This is a genomic window from Sporosarcina sp. resist (assembly GCF_014302295.1).
In the GTDB taxonomy this organism is placed as follows: Bacteria; Bacillota; Bacilli; order Bacillales_A; family Planococcaceae; genus Sporosarcina; species Sporosarcina psychrophila.
Window position 1 is genome coordinate 2769459 of the sequence record NZ_CP060287.1, and the last position, 26601, is coordinate 2796059.

Sequence of the window (26601 nt, forward strand, 5' to 3'; positions counted from 1 at the left end):
ATCACTCCTTATCAAACACGACATACTGCTGACCACCTTGCACGCGCAACAACTTTACTTTATCACCCACTACTAAACCGTTGTGGATAGTGTATTCTTTTCGTACTGAATCCACCGTCATATCTATTTCATAATCACGAACAGACCTGGTTAAAATAAAGAAATCTTCATCCAACTCCAAAAGCTGCTCAATCAGTATTTTCAATGGAGAAACACTCGTTACTTCGCCGAATATTACTTGCACCGGATCCATCGCGACTGATGTGTCTTTGCTTGATTTCTTAATCGACTTCACGATGTCACCCATATTACGCAATGAATTCACCGCCAATCAATCTCAAATCCATATAATGATCACTCTCGTTAAATGTGTGCTTCGCGGTCTCTACCACCATGTAATTCGCTACAGTAATATCACCTAAATAAAGTCCAACACCTAAACTACTTCCGGCACGTACTCGGGGGGCACCAAATGCGCGTTTAACGCTCAATTTGCGTGACTTTTGATTGTACAAAGAAAGCAAAGCGTCGGCTTTAGCCTTGCCATTCACACCTTCTTGGATTGTCTCGAAAAACTGCAGAACTCCCCATTCATTTATTGTTCTGCTGTCTTGCGCAATGTAGATTTCACGTTTGCCTGACTTCTTGTTTTCGTAAGATAGCTTGATTTTATTGTACGTACTCGAATCAATCGATGAAGTATAATCAAAACTTTCGCCTGACTCCGCATCAACCAGTAGATTCAATCTCATTGATTCAATATTTTGCAACGCAATCGCGCCAAAATCATCGTACAGTACATACATTTTACGAGTATTCTGCATTCGAACAACTGCGTTATAGGAATCTTCAAATCCAAAGTCCATCCCTACACGTTCAATCGGTTTACGAATAGATTTGACGGCATTCATTACAGCTTCGTGTGACCACTCTTCAAACTGTGGTAGAACACGTTTACCATTAACGCCAAAACGACCTTCCCGAGCAATACGGTGAAGGTCAGGATCATATTCTTTCATTTCTTCTAGCTGCTCAATGTATCTGGCAGGAAGGAATAAGTTATCGTCGGCTGTAGAATGATGGTAAAAAGTTTCTTTTACAATGACTGTTCGTTTCGCATATAGATCTTGGTCGTCCAAAACTAACCGCTTGTTTCGGTCATCCTTGAAAAAGTGCAGGAACGTCCAGTTATCCTCACCGACAGGGTTTGTTGATAGAATCATATGAAGCCTTAGGGATGGGTGCCGCAACCGTCCTAGCAATTCCTTGAAGCCCTCATACTTAATCTCCGAACACTCTTCCAGCCATATGAGTGACACGTTGTGAATCGACTTTAGCTTTTGTGGCTTATCCATCGCTTTAAATATGATCTTGCTCCCATTCGGGAAGCGTATTTGCATCGGAGAAGAAACGCAACGTATTTTATGGTCCAATACCAATTCGTTGATGATTTCCTCTAATAAGGAAAACGTTGAATCCCTGCGAGTGTCATAGACTTCACGCACGACTAATGCTGTCTGTTTCTCACTCAATAGTTTTAGGATGAGCTTCAGAGCAACGTGATAGCTTTTCGATGAACCATAGCCACCAACCAGGAACTGAAACTTTTGTTCCCAATCGAATAAAAAGTCGTCGAAATGAGGATTAACTTCTTTAATATGCACAAGCTAACCTCCATATCTAACTTGATCGAATTTATAAAAACAAATAAAAACACCGTTCAAAACTGAACGATGTTTTTACATGAATCCTGCTTTAGTAGAGAGAATTTATTGACTATTATCTTCGCGCTGCTCTGAAGGTTCTTCAGTTGGATCTGGCTCATCTTCATCGACACCGTTACAGCCGAACAAAAAGCCTGCTGATAAAATAACAGACATAAGCGCAAAAGCATGTTTTTGCTTCATCCTAATCCCTCCATTCTGCATCTACTCTCGTTAATGTTTCCCGCTTCTTAAAAAGTATTCATTAGACGTAGAAACCGTATTTCTTTAGCCCTTTGTTTTCTCTCGTCGCTTGATGATAATTTCAATCGGACCTTCATCGTTACCACCGGACAGTTTCTCAATTTCAGCTTTAGTTCTTGTAATATCTACTTTCAACTTCTCTTCCTGCAACCGTTTTTTATCGTTGTCAGATAGAAGGTCAGTGAACTTCGCCAACATCTCCAAAGCCTTCATTTTGTCAGCAAGCTTCAACTTCGGGCCGTTCTCTGTATTACTAATCTCACTTACTATCGAAGTATCAACTTCTTCTAACGACTTAAGCGAAACAAGATAACCATCATCCGATTTAACGTAGTCACCGATGTCAGCGAATGCAATGTCTTTATACTTTTGAAGCACATCGTATTTATCGAAGTAAGCTTCATTCAATCGGTGTTCTTTCAACCTCCGAATTTCCGCTTTCACTCCATCATTCCCCATCACCCTGTAGGCTATCGACTGCGCTGTCATGTAGTCGCACTCATAAGCCTTCTGATACGCCTTAGTCGCATTAAAATACTTAATGTAGTAAATACAAAAAAGCCTCTGCTTATCGGTTAAATCATCCGACTCCACAATGGCTTCTTTCGGTTGCATCCTTTTAGAAATGGTTGCATCCTTCTCAGATGGACCTCTTACCCAAGCTTCACGACTTTTCCTACTCTTCAACGTTCCGAGTTTTACATCATGCTTTTCAGCTAATGCAGCAAGCGTTATTTTTGTTATTTCCCACTCTTTCTGAATTTTTTCCCAGTTAGACATTTCACATCACCGTCCACCTCCGAATATTATTTTCGTATCAGTTCATCAAGGTAGCTACATTCTATCGCCTAGAGAAAAGCACCCCGAAGTGCTTTATTTTTTCTTATTGGGTATAATATTTTGTTGGAAGCAGAAAACTATTAATAAACATAAACTTCATTCATAAGGTTTGTAGTTTTGAAAAAGGAGTATACAATGAAAAAATCTTTAAAAGTAAGTTTAATTTTATTAGTGATATTTATAGGGATAATATTGATAAGCATAATTATGAATAAAACTTATCATACAAGGTTTGAATCTTTAAATGAAACTGATCAAAGCATGTTAAAGGAATTAGCAACGATATATAAGAACTTCGAAGAGTCTAGTGACAAACTTTGGAATGAAGATTATCATTTTGAAAAAAAACCGTTAATTCTTATACGTAACAATAATGAAAATGGGATCTTTCGAAAAGAAGCTTATGCAGTTAATGTAAAAGGGGTAGAAAACAATATATTTGCAAAAGAAATAAGTGTCCCAAATTCCTTGCATTTGCCTAAGGTATATCGCTTAAATCGTTTTGATTTCGCAACTATTTCTACCTGGATACCTTGGAATTTCGGGACAATAAATATAAAAGATACAGATGTATTTTACTTAAAGTATCATCCTAAAATGTTTAGTAATCCAGCTTTATATTTTGATTTTTCTTCTTTTTTATTACATGAGTCTTTTCATGCTTATAAACAAAAAGATTGGACATATGATGCAAATGGTGAAGAGTCTATTCACGATTATCCTATAAATAAAGAAAATTACGCGTTAATGGGATTAGAATTTAAGTTATTAGATAAGATAATGATTGATACTAATCCAGAAACCATCAAACAAGTTCTACATGATTGGACAATTGTTCGTAATTATCGCTATAAAAAATGGCCACAACTAATCGGAGAAACAAAAGCAGAAGCGATGGAAGGTTCTGCACGATACTTAGAGTATCGCTATAGTAAGTTAACTGGTGGAAATCTTATGGTACTTGCAAAGAAACAAGAACCTTATCATGTTACTTTTATGGAAGCTTTCAACTTCATCGCTAATGGACAGGCAGAATCTCCAAGATTTTTAGAACGGAGTATGCGATATGAGACCGGCTCTGCTCTTGAATTAGGCATGGATAAAGCAAATATTTCATGGAAAGAAGATATTGAAGATAGTTTAACTAAACAAGGAAAGACACAATACGAAGTGTTAAACACATACTTTAAAATAAATGATACTTCTATAATAGAAAGTAAAATAAAAGAAATTAAAGTGAACAATGATTATGAAACACTTTTAGAACAAGGGGAAAAATTGGTGAAAATAAGTAGTACTGTAGAGCAATAAATAAAATGTAATCGGAAAAGAATCTCCTTTAAACCGGGATTCTTTTTTAGTTTGTAGGTAAATACGTTCTTATCTAGTGATTGCTTTGTACTATCCACTTATACATAGAAAAAGCATCCTTCATACAGGATGCCTTCCCTTTCGCGAAATTACTAATCAGCTGCATTTTATTAAAACTCTTTAATAGCCGCTTCTAGAGCGCGTATGATTTCAGAATAATTTTTTCTGCTACTCTCACAATAACGCCGGTGCTTGTCTCCTTCGACTATTTTTTCATGTAATTCGGTAATCATCCTCAGAATAACACCTTGAGCTCCTGTTAAATCAGTTTTTGTTTTTGCTATTTCCAAAAGTCTTTTTTTCTCTTTGAGCGCAAGTTGTTCAATGAATGCATTCTGCGCCTCGTCATTAAAATGCGCATAAGCATCTTTCGCTTCCTGTATTAGCGCTAAAGTAGATTTCTTTGGTAATTGTTTGATTTCTCTCATTTTCCAACCTCCCCACTGACATTATTCTCCAAAAAAGAGGTAAACCCTCTAATTGAAAAACTAATGCAGCAAGTGTTATTTTTGTTGTTTCCCATTCCTTCTGTATCTCTTCCCAATTAGGCACATCACATCACCGTCCGCCTCCTTTATTTTTAGGCATGAAAAAAGCACCCCGAAGGATGCTGTAGAATTACCATTATTTCCCCGGAGTAAATAAACCACCTGCGTTCTGCCTAAGTTTTTCTGCATTCTTTTCTCTCTGTTCTTGTATTATACCGTGGTTCTCATTCTCTCTTTCAATCAGGTTTTCAATCTCTTTCTTCGCCTCAAGAAAACTCTCGTACCTCGATTGAAACCAAGAAAGATTCTGTTCTTTCACTACTACAGCTTCCATAAATTCAAATTGAAAATTGAAAAATGCAGAAAAGTAATTATCAAGCTCTTGAAATCCATGTAGAATCTCATTATTATGATGAAAATTTTGTGCGGAAGCAATGTGTGTCGCAGAGTTGTTCATCAATCCGACTGCTACCGCATACTTATTTTCATCTTTGTCGAATTCTTTTGAGTCAACTAAAATGCTTTGTGCAGAACTCGCTCCATGGAACGAGTTGCGAATCATTTCTACCATAGTCCGCAATTTGAAAATCCCTTCTCCCATCAACTTCACCCCCTCACTGACATCATTCGCCAAAGAATGAGAAAATCCTTCAAAATGAGAATTTAATCCATAGTGATTACCTAGATATCCAGTTCCTGTTGTATACCATTCTTTTTTATTTCATTCCTAGCTTTTAAAATAAAATTTATAGGGATTGCATCTCCGTACTCTTCTACATATTTATTCCGTATTTCATGAATATCAGCATCAGGAAAAATTGAAATTATTTCTTTAACTCTATCGCGGATTAGTTTACCAAATAAACCATTGCCGGTATATTGATAATTATTCATCTTGTTCTTATTATATAAGTCATTGTTTATTTTCATCGTAATCTCTTCACTAAATCCTTCCAACATAATCTTAACCTCATCTTTAGAGTAAGATTCTTTTCCGACTTCCTCGCTATTTAATTCTTCAATAGCTTGGGTTGTAATACCACTAATGAATTTCGCATCAATATTTTTTACTTTCTCATCAACGTGTAATAGTTTAAGATCAATTCCACTTAATAATCTAGAGGTCAATTCATTCACTCTTCTATTTTCAGATTCCTGCTTCTGAGCAATAGTTATTGCAACCAAGGCTAAAGCTATAGAAACCGCACTGGATACAATAGAGAAGTTTACTTGTACACCTTTATCCTTAGCGAAAATAGAAGCGATTAATAAAATTATAGCAAGGACTAAAAACACAGTCAGCCAAATCCAATCTCTCTCTCCCCACTTCTTCACTACATCATTCTCATGTTTTCCCACTAATACACTTCCTTCATCATAACTAAATTCGACAAAAGAAGATAAAATCCTGCAATTGTAAATCTCTATTTACTACCGCAGAAAAAACCTCGTATGTATCGGGGCTGATAAGAGGGGTCATTCCGCACACGCCCCCATCTTATTCTCCACCTATACGGATAACCGGATATCAGGTAAACTTAAATCATCATTTACTTGGAGTTGATTACATTGGCTGAGGTTAAAATTGTGTTAAACGAAATCCTTAAAGAACGAAATATGACTCAACTAAAACTTTCGAATTTAACAGGTATCCGTTACGAATCTATCTCTAATCTTAATAAAAATAAAAATAAACGCTTATCACTTATCCACCTTCAGAAAATCATGACTGCACTAGAAATCACAGATGTCGGGATGCTATTGAAGTATGAAGACGACACTATTGTCGAGCCGGTAATTGAACCATCCGCTGAAAATGTAGAAGATCCGCTAGATGCCAACATTGAAATGCTAGACTTGCCATATGCAGTTTATAACAGGTTAAGAAAGCAATGGAGCATGAATTTCGAGACTGTTGGAGATCTCGCAAAAGCCGATTTATCTAAAGCTCGTGGAATCGGACCGAAATATTTACAAATCATTAATGACGCTCTCGAAAAATACTTGAATCGTCATTAAATATCACTCGTATGTAATGGGGATGTCGGCGTAGTTCAAACCACAAACCACCCAACTCCCCGACCTGCCTTCCATGGTATCATCAAATTTATTTTTGAAGAATTATGGAACATCTGGCACATTTGGCACTTCTGGAACATTTACCATCTTGCGGATAACAGTCTCTTGGATTCTTTGGATATTCGTGTGTGATAGCCCCATGTGACGCCCTATCCACCGCATGCTCATTCCTTCGAGCAACCAATGCAATACCTCAATTTCCCTATCAACCGTAATCAAATGAATTTTATCCTGCACCATTTTTATTTTCTTCTCATAATCACTAATCTTCTTCCACCGCTTTTCCCTTCTTGAAAACTCTTGATAAATAGGATCACTATGACCCCCAGCCGCTTTCGGCATAGCTGCTTCTAATCCATACTGAGCCGTAAAGTTACCACCAACTTCATTCAATCCTTCGCGCATGATTTTTACCGAGTTGATCATCCAATGATAATCTTTCAAAAGTTGTTCAATCTGTTTTTCCGTCATAAGCTGCCCGCCCCCTATTTATCGTTTACGAATTGCCCCGTTCACCCGTTTATAGGTCTGTCGATTACTCCCCATCAATTCAGCCCATTCTCTATCAGACAGCTGTTCTGACGACTTGCCCCTTATCCTAGTATTCTTTTGCTCTACTTCGCCTGTACGAGTATCAGAGAGCCCTCTTTCAACCAGTTCTGTTTGCAACGATTTCATTTTCCTCACTCCCTCAACGAATAATTTTGCGGACCATGAATTTCGGTTTATTCGACAAGACTTGACTGCGTTTACTTGTATCCCAATCTAGATCCCAACCATGCATCGCTTCATTTTCTGTATTCCATAATGCTTTCTCGTGGTTTTCTAGAATGATTTCTTTCATCGAGTTCCCTAGTTGAGATAGCCCTTCTACAAATGGTTTAAGCCATTCTGACATCCCCGTAACCCCGACTATCACACCGTCAATCATTCTTGAAACTTCCTCTATTGGCATCTGGTGGCGTTCTGCAAGTTCTGCCTTTATCTCATCCAACCGCTCTTGATTGATTACCATCGTCTTTTCCTCCTTCTATTTTTTGAAATCAAAAAAGAGGACAACAAATGACACAGCGCAATGCTGTAATCAATCATTGTCCTCTGGTTGGCCAGGGGGACTATTTAAAAAAATATTCATTTTTTTCTTCGGCCATTACGAAACTAATTTTCCTTATTTTTTTCTAATTCCATTATACAACTATCCACAACGATAGAAATCAACCTTAATCTGTTTTTTGTTTTAGTAATCACTTGTCCGAGAACCAGAAAAGTCATAAATGTTAATAATCCAAAAGTGAAATACTTAATATACGTAATCACGGATGAATTATTTAATACACCCGTAGAATCATTTATAAAATTGTGTAAGAATGATAAGGTCGAGATATCTAAAGCTCCCTTAGTAATAAATGTTGTGATAACTCCAATAATAGCAACTAATATTGCAGACCAAAACTTATTCCTTTTGCTATTCTTTAATTCTAATTCGATATAACTTTTAAACAAATACAGATTAATATCATCACCTGAGCAAGCTATCTTAACTTTATTTTTTAATGTAATTAGGTTTGCCATTGATTTTTCCGGTGCAGTTTTTGAAAATAAATCATAAATAAATTTCCCTGTTACTCCAGATTTACCAGACCAAAAGTATAGAATCTCATCAATATCTTCGCTATTTTTAGCTACTTCTTTACGTTCTAAGTTTTTTTCATAAAACAAGAATAAAATAAATAGATCAAATGCAATAACTAAAATTATTAAACTAGATGTAGTAGCGATGATGACATCTGATATTTCTTTAAAAAAAGCACCTAACATCATAAGTCCGAAGCAAACAAATAACACAAGCGCATATTTCCCGACATATTTCCATAAATTTTTATTCTTCAAAAAGTTCAAAATTCCTCCCCCATTTCTCACACCGCATCCGAATAACCTTGCTTTGATGCGTCACAATCTTATACTACCGATGTTCCTGAGAACAACAACTGACACCACGCACTGCCGTAATCAATCGTTGTCCTCTGGTTGGCCAGGGGGACTATCACAAAGTGAATTTTTCTTCTAATAACTTTTGAAATTTGGTGTGTATTTCACCTGTGAATTTGTTACTTATTATAGATGTCTTAACATAACCTTCCAGTTTCTCGAATGAATAGTCTTCAAATAATAATACATAATAAAGATAGAATAATGGATCGTCCAACTGAACTAACTTTTGCATATCTTCTTGGTTCTGGTTCTGAATTTGGTCCTGATTCCATTTCAAATACAGTTTAATTATTTCTTCTTTTTTCCCGTTTAATAATTCATCTAACTGCGAGATGGTATTAATCCCGAAAAAAACAAGAGGTTGAAGATTAAATACAGCCTCTTCGCCTACAACAACAATTTCGTTTTCTCCAATATTATCACCAATCTCCTTGATAATATTTTTTATAGTTGTCGACTTTTCAATATATTCGTTTAACGTGACTTTGTCGATTGGGATTTCTAGTAAATTTTTCTCAATCTTGCTTTCAATTTTTTGTGTGTAGTTTTTTAGATACTTTTTTATTCTTATAAATTCATTATCAGCAATCTCGAGCAATCCTGCGATTCTCGAAAAGTCTCTACTAATTTCTTTCGGAACTTCAATTTTAGATTTATAGCCTAAATCATGTTCAATCTCTGCCCATGCATGTTGCAAAATCGATCTGATTTGAATTTCAAATTTTATTCCACGAAAATCTTTATATTCAATTAGCTTAAGCCTTTCAGTGTTGAATTCAACAACATAGTGTAATGAAGAATATCCAAATCTATCAGGATCCATTACCCTCTTATCGACAGAGTGTTCGCGATCAACTTTGAATTTACTTTCAATTACTTGGGCCATCTTATCAACATCGTCATTAAAATAAGTAATAACCCTAATTCCGACTATGTCTGTTATATCTTTCAAGTCATGATATTTACCTTGTTTCTTTTCAATTTTCTTTTTCAGACTGTTTTTTTCCTTTACTCTTGCTTGCACATCATGTACCTCAATACTATTTTCTTTACTTAATATTTCAATCAACGTTTTAACTCGAGGCCTTAATTCTTCCAAAAGAACCTGGTGGTGCTCATATTCATCCATTATCTTTTCATTACTCAAAACTCTTCCCCTTCTTCCCTCCGCATCCGCTTAATCTTCCCTTGATGCGTCACAATCCTATACTCCCCGTGCTCCGGAAGTTCCCTCACTTTCGCTATCCCCTCCGAAATAACCACCACACAGTTCATTGGTAGTTCCATTATACCAATTCCCAACAATAATGCATCCGCATTAAATGTAATGTCTTTATTCACCAGGACCCCTCCTTGTGTTAGTATTAAGTTGTCTGAGACGGGAGGAATCCTGTCTTCTTTTATTGCCCAAATATCCCCTGCTGCCGTACTTTGATTTCCCCAAGTTCAGCCTGCTCAATTATCAGCAAGCCGATTTCCAAAGGCTTACGCCCTAACTCTTCAGCAATGCTATCCATGCTCATATCCGACTCCCACATTGCTCTGAATACATCCGTTTCTCGCTCAGTAAATACCCAATCAATATCAACGTCATCAAGTAGCACACGCTTTTGTTCTTTCGCGTGGATCATTTCGATGCCTCCAATGCTTTGGCGATTTTTTCAGTGACATAGCTTTGTGTTGCCGTACTCAATAGAGGGCTAAGTTCTGCATGAATTGAACATCTTAAGTCCTCCAATCCATCGCGCAATCGTTTATTTTCTTCTTGTGAACTCTTTCTGAATTTCTGAAACTCGATATTAGTTCTTCTGATATTAAGTTCTAGCCATTGCACCCGTCCAGCTTGATCCTGCAACCAATGCCAATCTTCACCTTTAATCAATACATTTCCGTTTCCATCTACTCCTATAGGACTCATGTTTTCGAGTCGTTCCTCATTCGTCTCGTTCATCCCACTCACTCCTCCTCAATTCACCATGCCGAAATATCCTAATCTGATTAGACTTCGCAAACAAAACCTCATACTGCCGTAGAGGTAAAAACTTCACAATCCTCCCCTTCGACCCCTCATACAATTTGAGATAGTAATAATCCTCAACATCTTTCTCCTCCACATTGACAACGACTTCCACGGTATCACCAACAGTGAATGCTACTTTCTTTGGCTCCGCATCAAAAATAGTAAGTTGCCGCGCCACGGTTATCACTCCTTCACAAATCGTTTGGCATACCGCAACTGCTGATTAATACACTTTCGTTTTATATCCGCGCCAAAGGTAATTTAATGCATTAAATTACAATGAAGCTCTTTTTATATGACTAAGACAAGATCAAAAAGAACAAGATCAGAAATTCCAGAAGATGCAAAAGCAAATTGACGACTTGACAAGTAAATTATCAAAAATTAAATCCTGATTTTTTTGGTAAATAATGTTTGTTCGTAATTTGCGTTAAAACTTTATAGTTGCACCACCAAATCTCTAACTGTTCTGTTCTGTTCTGTTCTGTTCTGTTCTGTTCTGTTCTGTTCATTTTTATGTCTAGCTCCAAATACTTCCACGTTTAATGATTTCTTTAACCGCCAATACTGATGCTATGTCACCAGATGACCGTGCTATAGACTGCTGATTAATTTCAGTGGTCTTTTTTTGAATAACTCCGGATCTAATCTAATTCCAAACAATACCGATAATTTCTCTTAAATAAGAACTTAGCTATACTAAGAAAGGAGTGCTTCATTTGAAACAACACTTTACGAAAAAATCAATAATTGATCTTACATTCATATTGATTCAAACAGCTTGTATCATCGGACTCATAATCACAAATAATTATGACTATATGAGAATGAGTATTGGTAATCTTATTTTTTGGTTAGTCTATATTATTTTAGAATTTAAACTAAAGTGGAGCATACCTCTTTATATTCGTATTGCTGTTACCCTTTCAATAATTTCTAATGATGTACTTGGGGAATTGATAAATTTGTATGTTTCATCATCTTTATTTGATCGAGTTCAACATATCTTTGGTACATATTCCCTCACGCTTTGGTCATTTTTTATAATTCAACAATTTGTGCAAATGAAATTTATTCAAAGAAAACTAATAATTATTTTATTTATCATTCTTTCAACAACTTTAGGTACTTTTTATGAAATATTTGAGTTTTTGCAGGATGAACTGTTTAAACCAGTTGTTAAGAATCAACCCAGTTTATTAGATACAGATTTAGATTTAATTTCAGACGTTACAGGAGGAATCATTGCCTTAATTCATTATCTATCGTCAGAATCATTAAGGTCCTTTAGGCTTCCTTTTGAACAAAAAACATTTGCAAATGAAATTAAACGATAAGGTCAAAATTGCGAGGTGGACCGCTGATTGAGTTCTAATCAGTGGTCTTTTTCCGTACTCCTCCACAAATCTTTTGCCATACCGTAACTGCTGGCGAATATACGGATCATCCTCATTACCGCGGCTCCACATCCAATCTCCAGTGCGCCTTTCAATATCTTTCAGCACCTCGAATGGTAACTGTGGTAACAGCTTGATTATTTCTTGATATGCAGTCACTTCGTCCACTCCTTGGTATATTTCAAAAATATTGAATCATAATAAAAACATGCCTTTATGAGGAGGTGATTTAAATGCAACATGAAATAAAAGTATTATTAATCGAGCTCCTCTTATTAATCCTCGAGAGGATCCTTTAATTGATCATTCGGCAAATGTTCTAACCAATGCTTAAATAGATTGGTTGAACTAGAGGTTAAGTGAATATACACTAAAAAAAATACTCCTCATTAGCCCGCGTTTCCCACCTCACCTCACCACGCCACTCCCCATAACGCATCAGCAACTCAGTTACTCAATCTCCCAAGCCGATAACTCATCCCCGCTATCAACTCTCCACCACCTTCCACCCCTGTTTTTTCATCTGACTCATCCAACTTCCAACAAATTTTTTATTCTCACCGCTTCTCCAGCAAGATTGCAAGTAACTTTCGCTCATCCTTTATTTCTTCTTTCAATCCATTGGATTTGGTCCTACTATTTTTCATCCCTTTCTAAGTTGAATGCCCAGCGCTTTTTATATATTTGAATATACTATTTAAGAGCTGTAGGTACACACGTACTCTCTCTCACACGCTCATCGTACCTACAGCGAATAAAGAAAATTTTTAAATACTAAACAGATGAACCAGATAATCAATAATTACCGACATAGAATGAATTAATTCGTTTTTAGGAGGTGTACATTATGGGTTATGCAGGTTACGGCTGCGGTTGCGGACCTGAAAATCGGTCAGGATTCGGTTCAGGATTCGCTTTACTTATTGTTCTGTTTATTCTTTTAATTATTATTGGATCGTGTTTCATAAACACTGGTAGACACGAAGACTGTTGCTGACTTTTGGAAAATCACCAAAGTTTACAGTTCAACTGAAACAGTCTAGTACCTCTTTCTTACTTCACCATTTGTATTTACTACGGCCACGCACAATGTTTGATAAGGTGCAACAATTCTAGTGCGGCTTTTTTTGTAGGGTGAGTTAAATTTGACCTTCCTTGTTTGCAAATAGCACCCCCTTGCTTTTTTGAGGTAACAGGTCCAGAGGTTAACATAACTGACGTACTATTTGGTACGGGGTACTACTTTTCTCTGGAAACAGCACCCACTACTAAAATCCAGTCATTTAGGATATAGTGGTGACATATACTATCGGTACACCACCTTTGGTTCGCTCACTCTCTAAGTTACTGCTTAGAAAGTGAGTTTTTTATTTACTATTAGGCTTAAGTTAGCGTTTTTTAATTGCTCTCTTTTCCAGTAAGCATCATCTTCACTTTTCATCCTGCAATACTCTTCATAAATTGGTTTAGCAAGTTCTATAAACTTCTCACGATTTTCTGTGTATAGCTCAGTTAAGAATGCTCCAAAAACTGCTGATGCATTCTCACCAAATTCACTATTTGCTAACTCTCCTTTCATTGAATCGTCTAGCACTCCTTTGCACTCATCATTAAAAACTTCTATCATACAATTATGAACAGCTTCTCTAAATGACGTTACTTCTTGAACTTCGCTAGTGTCATTGTTCGTTGCGAATTGTTTACCTTTGTGGTCCTCAGTCATTGCTTGAGTGATACTGACCTGTTTTCCAAAGAACTCCTCCACGACCCCTTTGTCACTTTCAGAACGACTAATAGTGCTCATAATAACCATTGTTCGAGTTGCAAAATTCGTTAGTTCCCGATTAGTATAATCCCAATGAAATCGCTTCATTTCTTCGCCGATGACTTTGTCCATCCCAAACTCTTCAATAGCTTTTTTAGTGTAGAAATAATCCTTCACTCCGTATCTTTGCCCATCGTACTCCTTGGTTATCGGGAAGACCGTTAGAAACTCCCGCGGCGTAAATGTACCCATCATTGAATTAAGCATTGAAATTGTATTGAATGTACCTACCAATAATTCGTTATCAAGAGTATCAAGGTTAGTTGCGTTAATATTCTTCACGCCATACAAAACAATTTTTTCCCGAATATCTAAGCTCAAGTTAGAGAATTGAAATCCCTTTATTTCTTCTGTCTCTTTTAGTGCACTCTTAAGCGTGTTGGCAAATGCCTTCGAGTAAATCCTACGGTAATTCGGTTTATCCTTCTTAATCCCATTGATCACTCTCAACTCAGTCATTGTTGCCACCGTCCTGTTCTGGTAGCTTCATATGCTGTTGCCCATTTAACGTTTTGATTTCGAGGCGCATGCCCGTATTCGGTGACCACTCCTCGATAAAGTGAAGGGCTTCGTCAAATCGAATTCTAGGTAATTCACCGTCTCTAGGAATCTCAAAGTATTTATTGAATTCACCCCAGAAAAGCGAGAAAACCCTTCTACTGATTTCTTGATAAGCTTTCGTTTTTCCACCGCCTAAACTTTCCATAACTTTTCTTTTGCCCTTCCTGTTGATTCGTTGTTCCTGTGAGCCATCAATCCGCATGGTGTCCTCCAGCGAGCCTACGCGTCCATCAAGAACTTTGTATTGTTTTTCCTGCACCACGTTATGCTGCGCAAGTGCCGCAATTATTTCAGACTGTGTTTTAGGCTCTGCTTCAAGCTGTTCATCACGCATTTGAAAATAACCGTCCAGAAGTTCATCGTATTTGTCCCAAGCGAGATCATCCTCGAAAACTTTTAGTAGTTTCGCATAACCGCGTTCGGAAAGTAGATAGATGTTTTTCGAATTTCCGATTTGAGCCTTTGTCAAAACACCACTCTCTAAAAACAAATCGGTCTGGTCGATTTGTTTTAAATCGTTTTCTGTTATTATTTATGGCTTCATTGACTTGACGATTTTCTTTCCCGTGAATATCTGCAATATATTTTGCGAGCATCGATTTCTTACCTTCACCGAAACCGCCTGCGATGTTGGGAACAGTTATGCCACAAACTTCCGTCGTACCTTTGACAGTTAAGTTACTCATACATATACCTCCCGTTTTTTAAGTTCTGCTTCAATCAAACCCCTGAGCTCATCGCCAGGCAACTGATAGCAAAGCTTTAGCTTCTTTGTACTAACGCAGCCAAACAACGCTGCTACGTAGCTATTAAATGATTCATATTCAGAGACGCAAATGCCAAATTTATTTTTAAATTCAGTAAACATGCTAATTTCTGAAGCCATAGTATTTTCAATTTCGAGAACTTCCATCATCAATTTCCCTCCTCTTAAAGCTCCATATCTCCCAATCGCTTATCCACGGTATTTTCAAAACTAATTCGAACTTGATTCTTCATCAACCTAGACACCAACCTAGAGTCATACATGCTCATTAAGTCATTCTTAGATAGATTAGTAGTTACGATAGTGGATTTACTCTGCCGTCCATTAGCGATTGCGTAGAGCACCCTCAGTGTGAAGTCTGTTGCTTGCTTCTTAGTTCCTGTCGCACCAGTCTCTGCACCCAAATCGTCTAGCACCAGAAAATCTACACTAGTTAACAAGTCCACAAAATAATGTTCGGTGTAACGACTCTCCTTATTTCCGAAGCTATCACGTATTCGTAGAAGCATTTCGTCCACACTTACAAATAGACAACTCTTGTCCTGTTCACCTTTTTCATTTAGGTTTCGAAGTATCGACATGGCCAGATGACTTTTACCGACACCGGGTAGGCCAGTAAACCATGCGTTGAATATTTCTCCTTCCCTGTATTTCGCATAAACGTCAGATGCTTTTTTCTTATTAGCAATCTCTTCAGGTTCGGTAGCCTTGTAACTAGTAAAAGATGCTTCGAGTAAATCGATATCAGTTAAAATGCTTTGATTGTGAAAGACGTTGTAGTTGCGCCGCCCCATTGCACGTTTAATTTTCAAGTCTTCTTCGTCACTTAATTCCTGAGTGGTTCGTTCCCTCTCGCACAGCGGGCAGAAGACTTCGCCATCGAACGTGATTTTTTTAATTTCTTTCACGTACTCTTTTCCGTTTGCCTGTACTTTGTGTTCGTAGCAAATTTCAGAAGTTGAGCCCATCCGTTTATTGTTGAGATTACTTATTACATCCGCTATCGATTTCATTTTCCCCGCCACCTTTCTGCTGCTTGTCCCTCAGAAGATCACCAATCAAATCCATCCGGATGATTTGTCTTAGGTGCATCATATCCACCACTCTGAGACGCTTCGTATTCGTCTTTAAAGTTTTCACCGTTTAAGAATGTGTACGGATGCTTTGGATTAGGAGCAAACTCACCGCGGGCTTTTAACGATTCCAGGTGATCCTTGTATCTTTTAGTCCCAATCATGATTTCTTCGTGCTTATTCTTTTTCAACAAACTCTTATATTTCGTTCGGCACTTTTTCTTGTCACCGACTTTATGGGCGTAATGATTCCACCATTCCTCAAATAGCTCATCAGAAACAACAGGAGCGATAGCGACATTATCTTTTATTACTTCTTTAGTTCTTAGTTCTTTCTTTACATTCTTATTTATAGTGGCAGCCTGTCGTTTTGGCATCGTATTATTCGTAGACTCTTCAACGCTCCACTCGTCGTTCTGTTCGTAACTTTTAGGGTCTTGATAAACGTTGTAGTTACTGACGTTAACGACCATACCCCGTGTTGTCTTCATCGTTTCTATCATCGTTTCATTCGTGTATCCCTCATCCGAAGCTTCATTAGAATTTCGTAACCACTCCAAAATGTTAAAAATTTGGGATTTCGTGGGCTTTTCTGTTCGATATCCGACCTTGTAACTGCACGCTTCTATAATCTCTGGAATAGATACGACCAACTGTCCCCGTTCAAGATTTTTGTAAGGCTTGAACTGCGCCTTCAACAGTAAGTACATCCATACTTTCAAATGGATTGGTGGATTTTCCCATATCTCACTTTCTATCAATTTCCGTGACATTAGAATATAGCCACCTGGTATCCGCTCACTCATCCACCTCACCCGCTTTAGCTTTGTTAAATACTTACTGCCAGCATAGTTGTATTCGTTAATTTTGCTTCAATTTAACCGAGGAACAGCGAGTACGATAACTGTCTATGAAGCTACAACTAGTTATGGTATCCCTGTAGAGTTAATCGAAAGTCTAAATGGTAAAAAAATTTAACTATAAAAAGAACATTCATTCCCCTTTAAGGAGGTGGTGATTAAAGTAACTCAGCTCCCCTACCTATTCCTATACATTATGCCGCCAAGCGATGGAAGGAACGGTTTGGTATGAAGCTACACAAATCAAATAAAGATCCTGAGCTATATTATTATCTCAATACAAAAGGCGAAAAACTATGGATGTACCGTCATAAATATAATGACAAGTCAGGAAAACGAAGAGAGAAAAAGAAGAGTTCATTTACAAACGAAAAGTCGGCTCTTCAAGCGCTTTTTGGAAGTTAAGTCTGCTACATTACGTGGCGAATCAACACAAGTAGAATACGATCAAATGACCGTCGGAGAATGGTTAGATATTTGGTTCGACATGAATCAAAAAAAGTGGAAGCAAACAACGAGTGTCCACAGAGAAGTTGCCATTCGACTCCATTTGAAACCCATGTTAGGTAAATATAAGTTACAGAAACTTGATAAATTAACCTATGAACGAGAATTCATAAATAAACTAGAAGTAAAATACAAAGACAGTTCCATTCGTCAATGGCATAATATTTTTAAAATCGCAATTAATGCTGCCGTAGAGAGTGAAATACTTATTCGTAACCGCTTCACGAAAGTTGCTATTGTTACAGATGAATTGGAAGTAAATAATAATTACTACTCGCCTAGTCAATTGGTGGCGTTCTTGGTTGAAGCAAAAAAACAAGAATCCATTACAAATTACAGCTTCCTATTGACTGTCGCCTACACAGGCATACGAAAAGGTGAGGCATTGGGACTCCAATGGAAGAACATCGATTTTGAAAACAACACAATCACAATTGAACGAACGAGGGATGGTTTAGGGGTACGTACTCCTAAAACCAAAAATTCTTATCGGACAATTTCCATTGATGAGATGGTTTTAGATCAATTAGAGTCCTATAAAAAGTGGTGTAAAAAAACACTATTTGCTTATGGGGAGAAAATAGTTGACGAAACCTTTGTCTTTATCACAGATCACGGAGCAGCACCTCTCTCAAGTATTGCACGTTCTGTAAATAGAATCCTAACAAGAAAGTCACTACCCAAAATAACAGTTCATGGTTTACGGCACACGCACTGTACCATATTATTAAATCGTGGGCGCAACGTGAAAGTAATAGCTGAGCGATTAGGGAATACTGCTGCAATGGTTTATGATGTATACGGACATGTTCTAAAGGAATCTGAACAGGAGTCTGTAACCTTGTTTAGTCAGAGTCTAGAAGTAAGAGGGGCTGGTTTTGGGGCTAATCAGTAAATTGACTACTCAGAAACCGCTACCTCACAAGCTTTCTTGCATCTTGGTTTTATTACGTGCTATAATGGGAGCATTGTGAATTTAGGAGGATTTTGAATGATAGCAGTCAGTAATGTAAGTCTTCAATTCGGCGACCGCAAGCTATTTGAAGATGTGAATATACAGTTTAATCCGGGCCATTGTTATGGTCTAATTGGTGCAAACGGTGCGGGAAAATCGACATTCCTTAAAATTTTGTCAGGTGAACTAGAACCACAATCTGGAAATGTAATTATGAACAAAGACGAACGTCTTGCTATTTTGAAACAGAACCATTTCGAATACGAGGAAAGTGTCGTACTTGATACAGTCATTATGGGCCACAAACGTTTATATGACATTATGATGGAGAAAAACGCCATCTATGCAAAAGAGGAATTCTCAGATGAGGACGGCATGCGCGCAGCTGAACTTGAAGGTGAATTTGGCGACTTGAACGGTTGGGAAGCTGAATCTGAAGCAGCAATCCTTTTACAAGGACTTGGTCTCGCAGATGAATATCACCAATTGAAGATGTCTGAACTAAACGGTTCTGATAAAGTGAAAGTGCTTCTTGCACAAGCTTTGTTTGGTAAGCCTGACGTTCTTCTTCTGGATGAGCCTACAAACTCACTTGATCTGAAAGCAATCCAATGGCTCGAAGAATTCCTTATGAACTTCGAAAACACGCTTATTGTTGTTTCCCATGACCGTCACTTCTTAAACAAAGTTTGTACGCAAATTGCGGATGTCGACTTTTCTAAAATCCAGATTTATCCGGGTAACTATGATTTCTGGTACGAGTCAAGCCAACTTGCACTAAGAATGTCACAAGACCAAAACAAGAAAAAAGAAGAAAAAATTAAAGAGCTTCAAGCATTCGTTGCCCGCTTTAGTGCCAATGCTTCGAAATCTAAACAAGCTACTTCACGTAAGAAAACGTTGGAAAAAATCGAATTAGATGATATTAAACCATCTTCAAGACGTTATCCTTTCGTCAACTTCCAAATGGGCCGTGAAATTGGAAATGATGTTCTAAGTATCCAAGAAGTTAACAAAACACAGGATGGCAGAGTAATGCTTAAAGATGCTTCATTTACAATTGACAAAGAAGACAAAGTCATTCTTCTTGGAGATCCTCTTGCAAAAACAGCGCTCCTTCAACTGCTTGCCGGAGAGTCTGAGCCTGATTCAGGAGCTATCAAATGGGGAGTTACAACAACACATGCATACCTTCCTATCGATAACAGTAAATACTTCCAAGGTTCGGAAAGTTCACTTGTTGAATGGTTACGTCAATATTCACCTGACGACCAAACCGAGACATTCCTACGCGGATTCCTTGGCCGTATGCTGTTTTCAGGTGATGAAGTGAACAAGAAACCATCCGTTTTATCCGGTGGGGAAAAAGTTCGCTGTATGCTTTCAAAAATGATGCTGACAAGTTCGAACGTTCTTCTTCTGGATGAACCGATGAACCACTTGGATCTTGAATCAATTCAAGCGCTTAACAACGGACTGATTGCATTCAAAGGTGCAATGATCTTCACATCACATGACCAACAATTCATCCAGACGGTTGCGAACAGAATCATTGAAATCCATGATGATGGTACAATCTTCGATAAATTGATGAACTATGATGAGTATCTAGAGTGGAAAGAACAACAAGAAAAACAAAATAAAAAGAAATAATTTTAAGCCGTTTCCCTTGACTGGGAGACGGTTATTTTTATCGCTAAATGATGTTGGATTTCCGATTGCAATTCCTACACTTGCGTATGATATCCGTCGAAATGGGTATAACCAATAGAAAGGAGTGTTTTCATGAGGAAAATAAATCTTTTCATTTTTCTGTTAGTAGCGGTCCTTGTCTTTTCAGGGTGTTCGAAAAAACAACCGACAGCCCTTGATAATTCGGGGTCAACAAATGGCACAATTGGTGAAGGTATCGTTAAAGAAAGCGAAAGTGAGAGCGATGGTGAAATTTCTTTAACTGATCTTTTTCTACAGGATGGTTCAAAGGCGCATTATCTAGGTGAAGGAAATGAATTTGCAGAACTTGATGTTGAAGTCGCACGACCATTTGAAAATTATGTTGTCGTCCATGAGAATAATGGCGGCTCCCTGGTTCGCCATATTTATAAAATCGAACCTGACAAAATAAGCATCTTAGACGAACAGACTGTCGAATTAGTCAAAGACTTCCCCACCCTGGCAGAACTGGATGCAATGGATCCAACTGGTGTTTATCTTAAAAAACCCATAAAAAAAGGAACAACATTTGATACGTGGACGATTGTTGAAATAGATACAACTGTCGATACACCGTACAAGAAGTTTGATCATGCTTTCGTCATCGAAATGAAGACGGATGACTTCGTCAACCGTAAGTATTTCGTTGAAGGGTTTGGTGAAGTCAAACGGGAATCTATAATGCAGACGGATGACGGTGAATTCGTTGTTACCTCCACGTTGAAGACAGTCGACAAATAGCGATGTAAAGAAGCGTCCCTCGTTAGGACGCTTCTTTACATCGCAGAATAAATTCACATCTTCCAAAAGGTACCGAAACTAACGATTACCTTTTGGAAGATGCGAATCCGTATTTATTTCCAATGTTTTTTTAGCAGAAAGCATTGGGCATCCCGTCCTTCATTAAGATAACACCATGATACAGTTGGAGATCTTCATCACAGCCTTCACAGAAATTTATTTCGTCTTCAGACCAAAAGGCAAAAAAACAGTCTTTTTTCATAGCCTCACGTTTATGCTTTTCTCGTAATTCACTAGTCAATTTTTTAAAGTGTACCTCAGCAAGTACTCTATCATCAAATGAATGGCGTGAACGGATTGTTTCTTCCCACTCCTCAAACATCCACCATGGCTCATAATCTGCTTTCATATAAATCACTTCATACATTTCCTAAACCTCCTATGTAACTCTTAGTTGAATGTCCTTCATTTTAACAAACTCCCTCCTGATGTCCAATTAATTGCTTCCCTTTTGAATTCAAATGGTAGGTGTAGATTGCATTTATCGGGTATAATTGAACTACTGACATGAAACTTTATTCGTTTTGAAACGTATACAGTATAGGGTCAAAGGAGGTATGAATATATCATGAAAGAAGTTAAACAATTTTTTATAAGACATTTTATAACAGCACCAATCGGTTTTGGATCCTGGCTCTTCTTTGTTATGGGTGCAGGTATGAATATTTTTGCGGCTACTGGCCTTTTGGTAGCGATCTACTTTGGCGGAACGTTTACCCTGAAGCAGATTCAACTTTCATCCAACTTAAAAAAACTCGGGATGTCCCGTTCTGAATACAGTCATATAAAAGGTCAGATTACTGGTGCGAAAATGAAAATCAAACGACTGAATGGTCTTTATGGACAAGTTAGGTCGATCCAGGCATTTAGGCAACTTCATGAAATGAATAGCCTATCTAGAAGGATTCTTGGCCTCGTCCGATCAAACCCTAAAAAGTTTTACGACGTAGAGAAGTTTTTCTATGCCCATCTTGATTCCGCAGTCGAATTGACTTCGAAATATGCGTTGCTTGTCAACCAACCATTGAAAGATAAAGAACTTCGCATCGCATTACAAAATACGCGTGAAACGCTTGGGGATGTTAACAAGCAATTGGAGCAAGACCTACGAAGCGTTTTAGCGTCTGATATCGACCAGCTCCAAATGGAAATTGACTTTGTTGATGTATCCATGAATAATAAAAAGCCGCTTCTTGAAATGAAAGGAGATCCACATAATGACCGAAAATAATCCTATAAAAACAATTGATGATTTACTTGATAGTCCTTTTGATTTTCAAGAACCCCTTCTCCCTAAGGAAATGCAAACAGAAAAGAAAGAGGCTGAAACAAGCGTTAAACTGATTGACCGTCTAACTCCTGAAGAGAGGGAGAAGGCAAAAGTCCTTGCACAACAAATTCCTGTCGGCAACTATGAAGCAATTATAACGTACGGCGCAAATGCTCAAAGCGAGCTTTCAAGGTTCTCCACTCAAATGCTCGATCATGTTCAAGGCAAAGATATTGGACCTGTTGGAGATGTATTGAAAGACTTGATGGGTAAACTTTCTGAAATAGACCCTGACGATTTATCAGACAAGAAGAAGTCGGGTCTAAGTAGATTGTTTAATAAAGCAACGCGATCTGTTCAAGAAATGATGACGAAATATCAGAAACTTAGTACTCAAATCGACAGGATTGGTGTTCAACTTGAGCATTCGAAACGTGGCCTTTTAGAGGATGTTAGAATGCTTGATAATTTGTATGATCAAAATAAAACCTATTTCCAAGCGTTAAATATCTACATAGCCGCAGCTGAATTAAAACAGGATGAACTCGCCAATGAAATCATCCCTGAAATGCGCAAAAAAGCTGAGCTATCGAATGATCAAATGGCATTCCAGGAAGTGAATGACATGGCACAATTCCTTGACAGGTTGGAAAAACGCCTTTACGATTTGCAGTTATCACGACAAATCACCATTCAGAGTGCACCTCAAATCAGGATGATTCAACAGACAAACCAAACACTTGCAGAAAAAATCCAGTCATCCATCATGACATCCATTCCCCTATGGAAAAATCAGATAGCAATTGCCTTAACGTTAAACCGACAAATGAAAGCTGTAGAGTCTCAAAAACTTGTTACGAAAACGACAAATGACTTGCTGTTGAAAAACTCGGAAATGCTGAAAATCAATTCAATTGAAACAGCTAAAGAGAATGAACGCGGCATCATCGAAATTGATACGCTGAAAAAGACGCAAGAAAACTTGATTCAAACTATTGAAGAGACACTTATTATCCAAGCAGATGGTCGTGCAAAACGTAAAGCTGCTGAAATAGAAATCGGACGAATGGAAGATGAGCTGAAACAGCGCCTTCTTGCTGTTCATGAAAAAACACAAAACCGTCCTCTCTAAGGGCGGTTTTGTGTTTTCACCTTGTATATTATCTGGGAGTTTACTCGCGGTTCACGTATTTCTTATTACAATCGCGAGTAATTTTCTAAGTATCCGCAATGTCTGATCTGTGAAACTATCGACCGAGTTGGATGATGCGGTTTTATTGCCAAACATCATTGAAAAAAGTGCTTTTTGGTCAACAGTCGGTTCTTCAGTTGAAAGGAATAGATGAATGATGGAAATACCTTTCTTTTCGGTTTCCATCACCGCTTCTGCTGTATCTAGGATACCGTTCCGATCATAACCAAACGCCGATGGTTCCCCGTCTGAGAAGACTAGCAAAAACTTGTGCTTCTCCTGCCTCATCGCAAGCTGATCGGCCATCCATCTAATCGCGAATCCGTCACGGTTGTCTTCATTAGCATCAAACGACAATATCGATAAACCGTTATCCTTATTGCGATCTGTAAACGTATGCATAAGCTCAAATACATTCGGTTGCACTTCTTTTGTAGCGTTATTTGCATCCTCATAATAGGACGAAATTTCATGAAATACACCAAGTTGACGGAGTACATCATGAAACAATAGTACAGCCTGTTTTGTTTCGTCTAATTTGTCGAGCATCGAAGCTGAACCATCAACTAGTAGACCGAATACCGCATCTAGATTAACAGATGGTGCACTCTTCCTATAAAATGGTTTCGGTCGTTCATCCACAACCATCGTCGTTAATTTCGTAGACAGTCGTCCCTTCATAAGGCGCTCACGTTTTGAATCCTGTTTCAAATCGATTCGTTTCTTCATCTCCTCGACGAAGGAACGAACATACGGCTTTTGCTCTTCTCGCCAAACGGTCAATAGTTGACGATTTTCAACCTCGTCTATGACTTCTATCCGTTGTTCCTCATACACGACGTTCACATGCTCTTTTCCAAACATCTTACCCGCTTTCATCTTTCGATCGCGTTTGTCTGTCTTATCACTGGTGTCATCCGTCCAACGATCGCTGTCATTCCCCTCTGAATCACCTGAGCCCGTCTCTTCGACCTCAGCATCTTCATGGCCTGGCGTTGCATCGTTGGCATCACTCTTCCCAGAGCGTCCGTGTTCAAGTTCAAATTCAAGATGGACGCCTGATTCACTCTCGCTTTCACGATGCCAGGATCTAAACACTTCTTCGATTGTCTCTTTTGGACCTTCCTCGCCTTCTTCGGCGTCAGACATCCCTTTATGATAATGAAATACAGTATTTTCTTCTGTAATGGAATCCCCCGCTGAATAATACTGTTTGACAAGATCCTTGTCAATTGACCTTTCTACAATCCCTGTAATTCTATCCGCAATAAATGTATTGTCCTCTGTACTTTTTGAATCGTATGCGTGTTGCAGAACGGATTGAATGAGATCATAGTCGATGGAATGAGCATCCCAGTCGATGGACGTTTCTGCAAATAAGCCTTCATGGAGAGATATGAATAACTGATTCATCATCGCATCCGCAAGTTGATTTTTCTGCATATTCGAAGACTGTGCATTGCGGTGGAGGTAAACGTAGGCTTCCCTTCTAACTTCGAATGCACTTGCGGTTCCAGGTCTTTCCTTCGTAATTACATCAATTAAACGAAACTCTTCCAGCATCAATAATAATTCAGATGTGAATTTCCGGAGTGGATATAAGCTAATTGACCGGCTAAATTTAATCCATGACTTAACACTAAAATGCTTCCAATAACCTGATGTTAACAAATAGATATCAGACAGACGGCCAGCGTGGATCACTTCGTCTGTTCGGTGACGCCAAAAAACACTCATCGAGATAATACCATCTTGAGGTCGGAATTCAAGAAGCTTTCGTTCCGTTAATTCAATGAATGGTGCATCTGCTAATGCGCGCCCTAATCGTTCATACAATAAAAGCGTCTTGGCATCGACCGTTTCATCATTAAATTGAATGAATCGATTCATCTTCACCATAGCAATCGCCTCATTTCACCCAAGTATCGACTAATTCCATGACAAGTCTACGTTCAATTGTATCATCTAGCTTTTCAGCGATGGCATACTGGACTGCACGTTTCACAGGGATATGTTCTGCAAGTGCCATAGCGTCTAGCAGACTTCTCACGGATGCTGCCTCATCGGATAATAATCCGTTCATTACCTGTTTCTTCAAATCGATACTGATATGAAGGAATGTCTCAACAAGCTGTTTTGAGGCAAATGGATACGTATCCTTCATAACTAATTCTAATTGTTCTCCAGTCAGGTACGGGACTATGAACGATACAAAACGGTTTTTCAATGCTTCATTCATTGGAGATGTTCCAACATATCCTTCGTTTATGGCTGAAATGACCGTAAAGTCTTCATGCGCATAAATGACTTCACCTGTAAACGGATTTGTCAGCATACGACGATGGTCCAAAACACTATGAAGGATGGGTAACGTTTCAGGTCTGGCCATGTTGATTTCATCAATATATAAAATATGTCCTTTTTTCATAGCTTGTACTACGGGACCTTCTACAAATTCAATAATAGTCTCTCCGTCTTTGCTAATTATCGTTTTGAAACCAAGCAATGCTTCAGCATCCAAATCAACCGAACAGTTTATGCTTTGCATTGGCTGATTGAAATAATGTGAAATTGTTTGGGCTAACTTCGTTTTTCCAGAACCAGAAGGCCCTTTTAATAACACTGGTTTTTTCAATACAATACTGATAAGGACGTCATCCCATAAATGGGGACTTGGGGAAACGTAACCACCTTCCTGTATTAATCGTACTGCTGCGGTGTCATGCGTTTTCGTTGAACGAAGCTGCTGTTCTTTTTCTACTAGCGAGTTCATAACCTTACCTCCTTATAAAAAAGCCCGCACACCAACAAGTGGGTAGCGGGCTTTAAGTTCACGTCTAGAAAACAGTAAAATCTTGTATTGTGAATAAATTCTAACATGGAGATTTCACGTCTAGACTCCGGGCGCAAAATGCCGGATCATA

General features: G+C 38.1%; 34 protein-coding genes and 1 pseudogene. 9 read left to right on the top strand and 26 right to left on the bottom strand.

The features are described 5' to 3' along the window. Position 1: 1 nt before the first annotated feature. The 4 genes from H7992_RS13520 to H7992_RS13535 all read right to left on the bottom strand — a co-directional run bounded on the left by H7992_RS13520 (position 2) and on the right by H7992_RS13535 (position 2747). A complete protein-coding gene (locus H7992_RS13520) occupies positions 2 to 307 on the bottom strand; it encodes a DUF2577 domain-containing protein (protein WP_255428697.1) in 306 nt (101 codons plus the stop codon). A 1-nt stretch (position 308) separates the two neighbouring features. Then, positions 309 to 1664 carry a PBSX family phage terminase large subunit gene (locus H7992_RS25100; protein ID WP_187044931.1) on the bottom strand — a complete coding sequence of 452 codons (1356 nt, stop codon included), beginning with the start codon at positions 1662 to 1664 and terminating at the stop codon, positions 309 to 311. Between the two features lie 105 nt (positions 1665 to 1769). Continuing rightward, the gene (locus tag H7992_RS13530) at positions 1770 to 1907 is read right to left on the bottom strand and encodes a hypothetical protein (protein WP_187044932.1); all 138 of its coding nucleotides are present in this window, start codon (positions 1905 to 1907) and stop codon (positions 1770 to 1772) included. Positions 1908 to 1991: 84 nt separating this feature from the next. Continuing rightward, positions 1992 to 2747: a terminase small subunit gene (locus H7992_RS13535; protein ID WP_187044933.1), complete on the bottom strand. Its 756-nt coding sequence runs from the start codon at positions 2745 to 2747 to the stop codon at positions 1992 to 1994. A gap of 195 nt (positions 2748 to 2942) precedes the next feature. Between H7992_RS13535 and H7992_RS13540 the strand changes: the two genes are divergently transcribed. After that, complete coding sequence (locus H7992_RS13540; RefSeq protein ID WP_187044934.1) at positions 2943 to 4118, top strand: hypothetical protein; 1176 nt, start codon at positions 2943 to 2945, stop codon at positions 4116 to 4118. A 170-nt stretch (positions 4119 to 4288) separates the two neighbouring features. On the opposite strand, the gene H7992_RS13545 is transcribed toward H7992_RS13540, so the two are convergent. The 3 genes from H7992_RS13545 to H7992_RS13555 all read right to left on the bottom strand — a co-directional run bounded on the left by H7992_RS13545 (position 4289) and on the right by H7992_RS13555 (position 6025). After that, on the bottom strand, positions 4289 to 4606 hold the full coding sequence (locus H7992_RS13545) for a hypothetical protein (RefSeq protein ID WP_187044935.1): 318 nt from the start codon (positions 4604 to 4606) through the stop codon (positions 4289 to 4291). A gap of 196 nt (positions 4607 to 4802) precedes the next feature. Next, complete coding sequence (locus H7992_RS13550; RefSeq protein WP_187044936.1) at positions 4803 to 5267, bottom strand: hypothetical protein; 465 nt, start codon at positions 5265 to 5267, stop codon at positions 4803 to 4805. 80 nt (positions 5268 to 5347) lie between these two features. Continuing rightward, positions 5348 to 6025: a hypothetical protein gene (locus H7992_RS13555; protein WP_187044937.1), complete on the bottom strand. Its 678-nt coding sequence runs from the start codon at positions 6023 to 6025 to the stop codon at positions 5348 to 5350. Positions 6026 to 6235: 210 nt separating this feature from the next. On the opposite strand from H7992_RS13555, the gene H7992_RS13560 reads away from it, so the two are divergent. Then, entirely contained in the window at positions 6236 to 6685 is a 450-nt protein-coding gene (locus tag H7992_RS13560) for a helix-turn-helix domain-containing protein (protein WP_187044938.1), read from the top strand. A 102-nt stretch (positions 6686 to 6787) separates the two neighbouring features. On the opposite strand, the gene H7992_RS13565 is transcribed toward H7992_RS13560, so the two are convergent. The 9 genes from H7992_RS13565 to H7992_RS13605 all read right to left on the bottom strand — a co-directional run bounded on the left by H7992_RS13565 (position 6788) and on the right by H7992_RS13605 (position 10935). Continuing rightward, a complete protein-coding gene (locus tag H7992_RS13565) occupies positions 6788 to 7216 on the bottom strand; it encodes a helix-turn-helix transcriptional regulator (RefSeq protein WP_067210060.1) in 429 nt (142 codons plus the stop codon). 18 nt (positions 7217 to 7234) lie between these two features. Continuing rightward, the gene (locus H7992_RS13570; RefSeq protein ID WP_187048036.1) at positions 7235 to 7423 is read right to left on the bottom strand and encodes a hypothetical protein; all 189 of its coding nucleotides are present in this window, start codon (positions 7421 to 7423) and stop codon (positions 7235 to 7237) included. A 13-nt stretch (positions 7424 to 7436) separates the two neighbouring features. Then, positions 7437 to 7760, bottom strand: coding sequence for a hypothetical protein (locus tag H7992_RS13575; RefSeq protein ID WP_067210066.1), 324 nt, complete (start codon positions 7758 to 7760; stop codon positions 7437 to 7439). Positions 7761 to 7903: 143 nt separating this feature from the next. Beyond that, complete coding sequence (locus tag H7992_RS13580; protein WP_187044939.1) at positions 7904 to 8644, bottom strand: hypothetical protein; 741 nt, start codon at positions 8642 to 8644, stop codon at positions 7904 to 7906. A gap of 145 nt (positions 8645 to 8789) precedes the next feature. After that, complete coding sequence (locus H7992_RS13585) at positions 8790 to 9884, bottom strand: GTP pyrophosphokinase (protein WP_187044940.1); 1095 nt, start codon at positions 9882 to 9884, stop codon at positions 8790 to 8792. Beyond that, the gene (locus H7992_RS13590; protein WP_370570000.1) at positions 9881 to 10081 is read right to left on the bottom strand and encodes an XtrA/YqaO family protein; all 201 of its coding nucleotides are present in this window, start codon (positions 10079 to 10081) and stop codon (positions 9881 to 9883) included. The genes H7992_RS13585 and H7992_RS13590 overlap by 4 nt, the downstream gene beginning before the upstream one ends. Positions 10082 to 10137: 56 nt before the next feature. Beyond that, entirely contained in the window at positions 10138 to 10368 is a 231-nt protein-coding gene (locus H7992_RS13595) for a helix-turn-helix domain containing protein (protein ID WP_187044942.1), read from the bottom strand. Beyond that, the gene (locus H7992_RS13600) at positions 10365 to 10688 is read right to left on the bottom strand and encodes a hypothetical protein (RefSeq protein ID WP_187044943.1); all 324 of its coding nucleotides are present in this window, start codon (positions 10686 to 10688) and stop codon (positions 10365 to 10367) included. Before H7992_RS13600 ends, H7992_RS13595 begins: the two co-directional genes overlap by 4 nt. Further along, complete coding sequence (locus H7992_RS13605) at positions 10672 to 10935, bottom strand: hypothetical protein (protein ID WP_187044944.1); 264 nt, start codon at positions 10933 to 10935, stop codon at positions 10672 to 10674. Before H7992_RS13605 ends, H7992_RS13600 begins: the two co-directional genes overlap by 17 nt. A 541-nt stretch (positions 10936 to 11476) precedes the next feature. Between H7992_RS13605 and H7992_RS13610 the strand changes: the two genes are divergently transcribed. After that, on the top strand, positions 11477 to 12094 hold the full coding sequence (locus tag H7992_RS13610) for a DUF2238 domain-containing protein (RefSeq protein WP_187044945.1): 618 nt from the start codon (positions 11477 to 11479) through the stop codon (positions 12092 to 12094). Here the strand turns inward: H7992_RS13610 and H7992_RS25105 are convergent. Beyond that, positions 12035 to 12322, bottom strand: coding sequence for a DUF6877 family protein (locus H7992_RS25105; protein WP_370569880.1), 288 nt, complete (start codon positions 12320 to 12322; stop codon positions 12035 to 12037). The two genes, H7992_RS13610 and H7992_RS25105, sit on opposite strands and share 60 nt — an antisense overlap. Before the next feature lie 679 nt (positions 12323 to 13001). Between H7992_RS25105 and H7992_RS13615 the strand changes: the two genes are divergently transcribed. Beyond that, the gene (locus H7992_RS13615) at positions 13002 to 13151 is read left to right on the top strand and encodes a YjcZ family sporulation protein (protein ID WP_187044946.1); all 150 of its coding nucleotides are present in this window, start codon (positions 13002 to 13004) and stop codon (positions 13149 to 13151) included. Between the two features lie 354 nt (positions 13152 to 13505). Here the strand turns inward: H7992_RS13615 and H7992_RS13620 are convergent, their stop codons facing one another. From H7992_RS13620 to H7992_RS13645, 6 genes are read right to left on the bottom strand one after another with little or no spacing between them, the layout of a single operon-like run. After that, positions 13506 to 14438: a hypothetical protein gene (locus tag H7992_RS13620; RefSeq protein WP_187044947.1), complete on the bottom strand. Its 933-nt coding sequence runs from the start codon at positions 14436 to 14438 to the stop codon at positions 13506 to 13508. Then, positions 14431 to 15009 (bottom strand): ORF6C domain-containing protein, encoded by a 579-nt coding sequence (locus H7992_RS24765; RefSeq protein WP_255428441.1) that lies wholly within the window; start codon positions 15007 to 15009, stop codon positions 14431 to 14433. The genes H7992_RS13620 and H7992_RS24765 overlap by 8 nt, the downstream gene beginning before the upstream one ends. Continuing rightward, positions 14921 to 15226: an ORF6N domain-containing protein gene (locus H7992_RS13630; RefSeq protein WP_255428442.1), complete on the bottom strand. Its 306-nt coding sequence runs from the start codon at positions 15224 to 15226 to the stop codon at positions 14921 to 14923. The genes H7992_RS24765 and H7992_RS13630 overlap by 89 nt, the downstream gene beginning before the upstream one ends. Next, positions 15223 to 15456 carry a hypothetical protein gene (locus H7992_RS13635; RefSeq protein ID WP_187044948.1) on the bottom strand — a complete coding sequence of 78 codons (234 nt, stop codon included), beginning with the start codon at positions 15454 to 15456 and terminating at the stop codon, positions 15223 to 15225. Before H7992_RS13635 ends, H7992_RS13630 begins: the two co-directional genes overlap by 4 nt. A gap of 14 nt (positions 15457 to 15470) precedes the next feature. Next, positions 15471 to 16319 carry an ATP-binding protein gene (locus tag H7992_RS13640; RefSeq protein ID WP_187044949.1) on the bottom strand — a complete coding sequence of 283 codons (849 nt, stop codon included), beginning with the start codon at positions 16317 to 16319 and terminating at the stop codon, positions 15471 to 15473. Positions 16320 to 16357: 38 nt separating this feature from the next. Then, positions 16358 to 17152 (bottom strand): hypothetical protein, encoded by a 795-nt coding sequence (locus H7992_RS13645; protein WP_187044950.1) that lies wholly within the window; start codon positions 17150 to 17152, stop codon positions 16358 to 16360. A gap of 315 nt (positions 17153 to 17467) precedes the next feature. Here H7992_RS13645 and H7992_RS13650 point away from each other — a divergent pair. From H7992_RS13650 to H7992_RS13660, 3 genes and pseudogenes are all read left to right on the top strand, one after another. Beyond that, positions 17468 to 18641 (top strand): annotated as a pseudogene (locus tag H7992_RS13650) (tyrosine-type recombinase/integrase). 96 nt (positions 18642 to 18737) lie between these two features. Beyond that, on the top strand, positions 18738 to 20354 hold the full coding sequence (locus H7992_RS13655) for an ABC-F family ATP-binding cassette domain-containing protein (RefSeq protein ID WP_187044951.1): 1617 nt from the start codon (positions 18738 to 18740) through the stop codon (positions 20352 to 20354). Between the two features lie 132 nt (positions 20355 to 20486). Continuing rightward, positions 20487 to 21155, top strand: a complete 669-nt coding sequence (locus tag H7992_RS13660; protein ID WP_187044952.1) for a hypothetical protein — start codon at positions 20487 to 20489, stop codon at positions 21153 to 21155. A gap of 130 nt (positions 21156 to 21285) precedes the next feature. Here H7992_RS13660 and H7992_RS13665 read toward each other — a convergent pair whose 3' ends face one another. After that, a complete protein-coding gene (locus tag H7992_RS13665) occupies positions 21286 to 21582 on the bottom strand; it encodes a DUF1033 family protein (RefSeq protein WP_067209719.1) in 297 nt (98 codons plus the stop codon). Between the two features lie 201 nt (positions 21583 to 21783). Between H7992_RS13665 and H7992_RS13670 the strand changes: the two genes are divergently transcribed. Together H7992_RS13670 and H7992_RS13675 are read left to right on the top strand one after the other, a co-directional pair. Further along, positions 21784 to 22446, top strand: coding sequence for a 5-bromo-4-chloroindolyl phosphate hydrolysis family protein (locus tag H7992_RS13670; protein WP_187044953.1), 663 nt, complete (start codon positions 21784 to 21786; stop codon positions 22444 to 22446). Next, on the top strand, positions 22433 to 23617 hold the full coding sequence (locus H7992_RS13675; protein ID WP_187044954.1) for a toxic anion resistance protein: 1185 nt from the start codon (positions 22433 to 22435) through the stop codon (positions 23615 to 23617). The genes H7992_RS13670 and H7992_RS13675 overlap by 14 nt, the downstream gene beginning before the upstream one ends. 51 nt (positions 23618 to 23668) lie before the next feature. Here the strand turns inward: H7992_RS13675 and H7992_RS13680 are convergent, their stop codons facing one another. Both H7992_RS13680 and H7992_RS13685 read right to left on the bottom strand, forming a co-directional pair. Next, positions 23669 to 25576: a hypothetical protein gene (locus H7992_RS13680; protein ID WP_187044955.1), complete on the bottom strand. Its 1908-nt coding sequence runs from the start codon at positions 25574 to 25576 to the stop codon at positions 23669 to 23671. Between the two features lie 10 nt (positions 25577 to 25586). Continuing rightward, the gene (locus H7992_RS13685; protein WP_187044956.1) at positions 25587 to 26450 is read right to left on the bottom strand and encodes an ATP-binding protein; all 864 of its coding nucleotides are present in this window, start codon (positions 26448 to 26450) and stop codon (positions 25587 to 25589) included. Positions 26451 to 26601 lie beyond the last annotated feature (151 nt).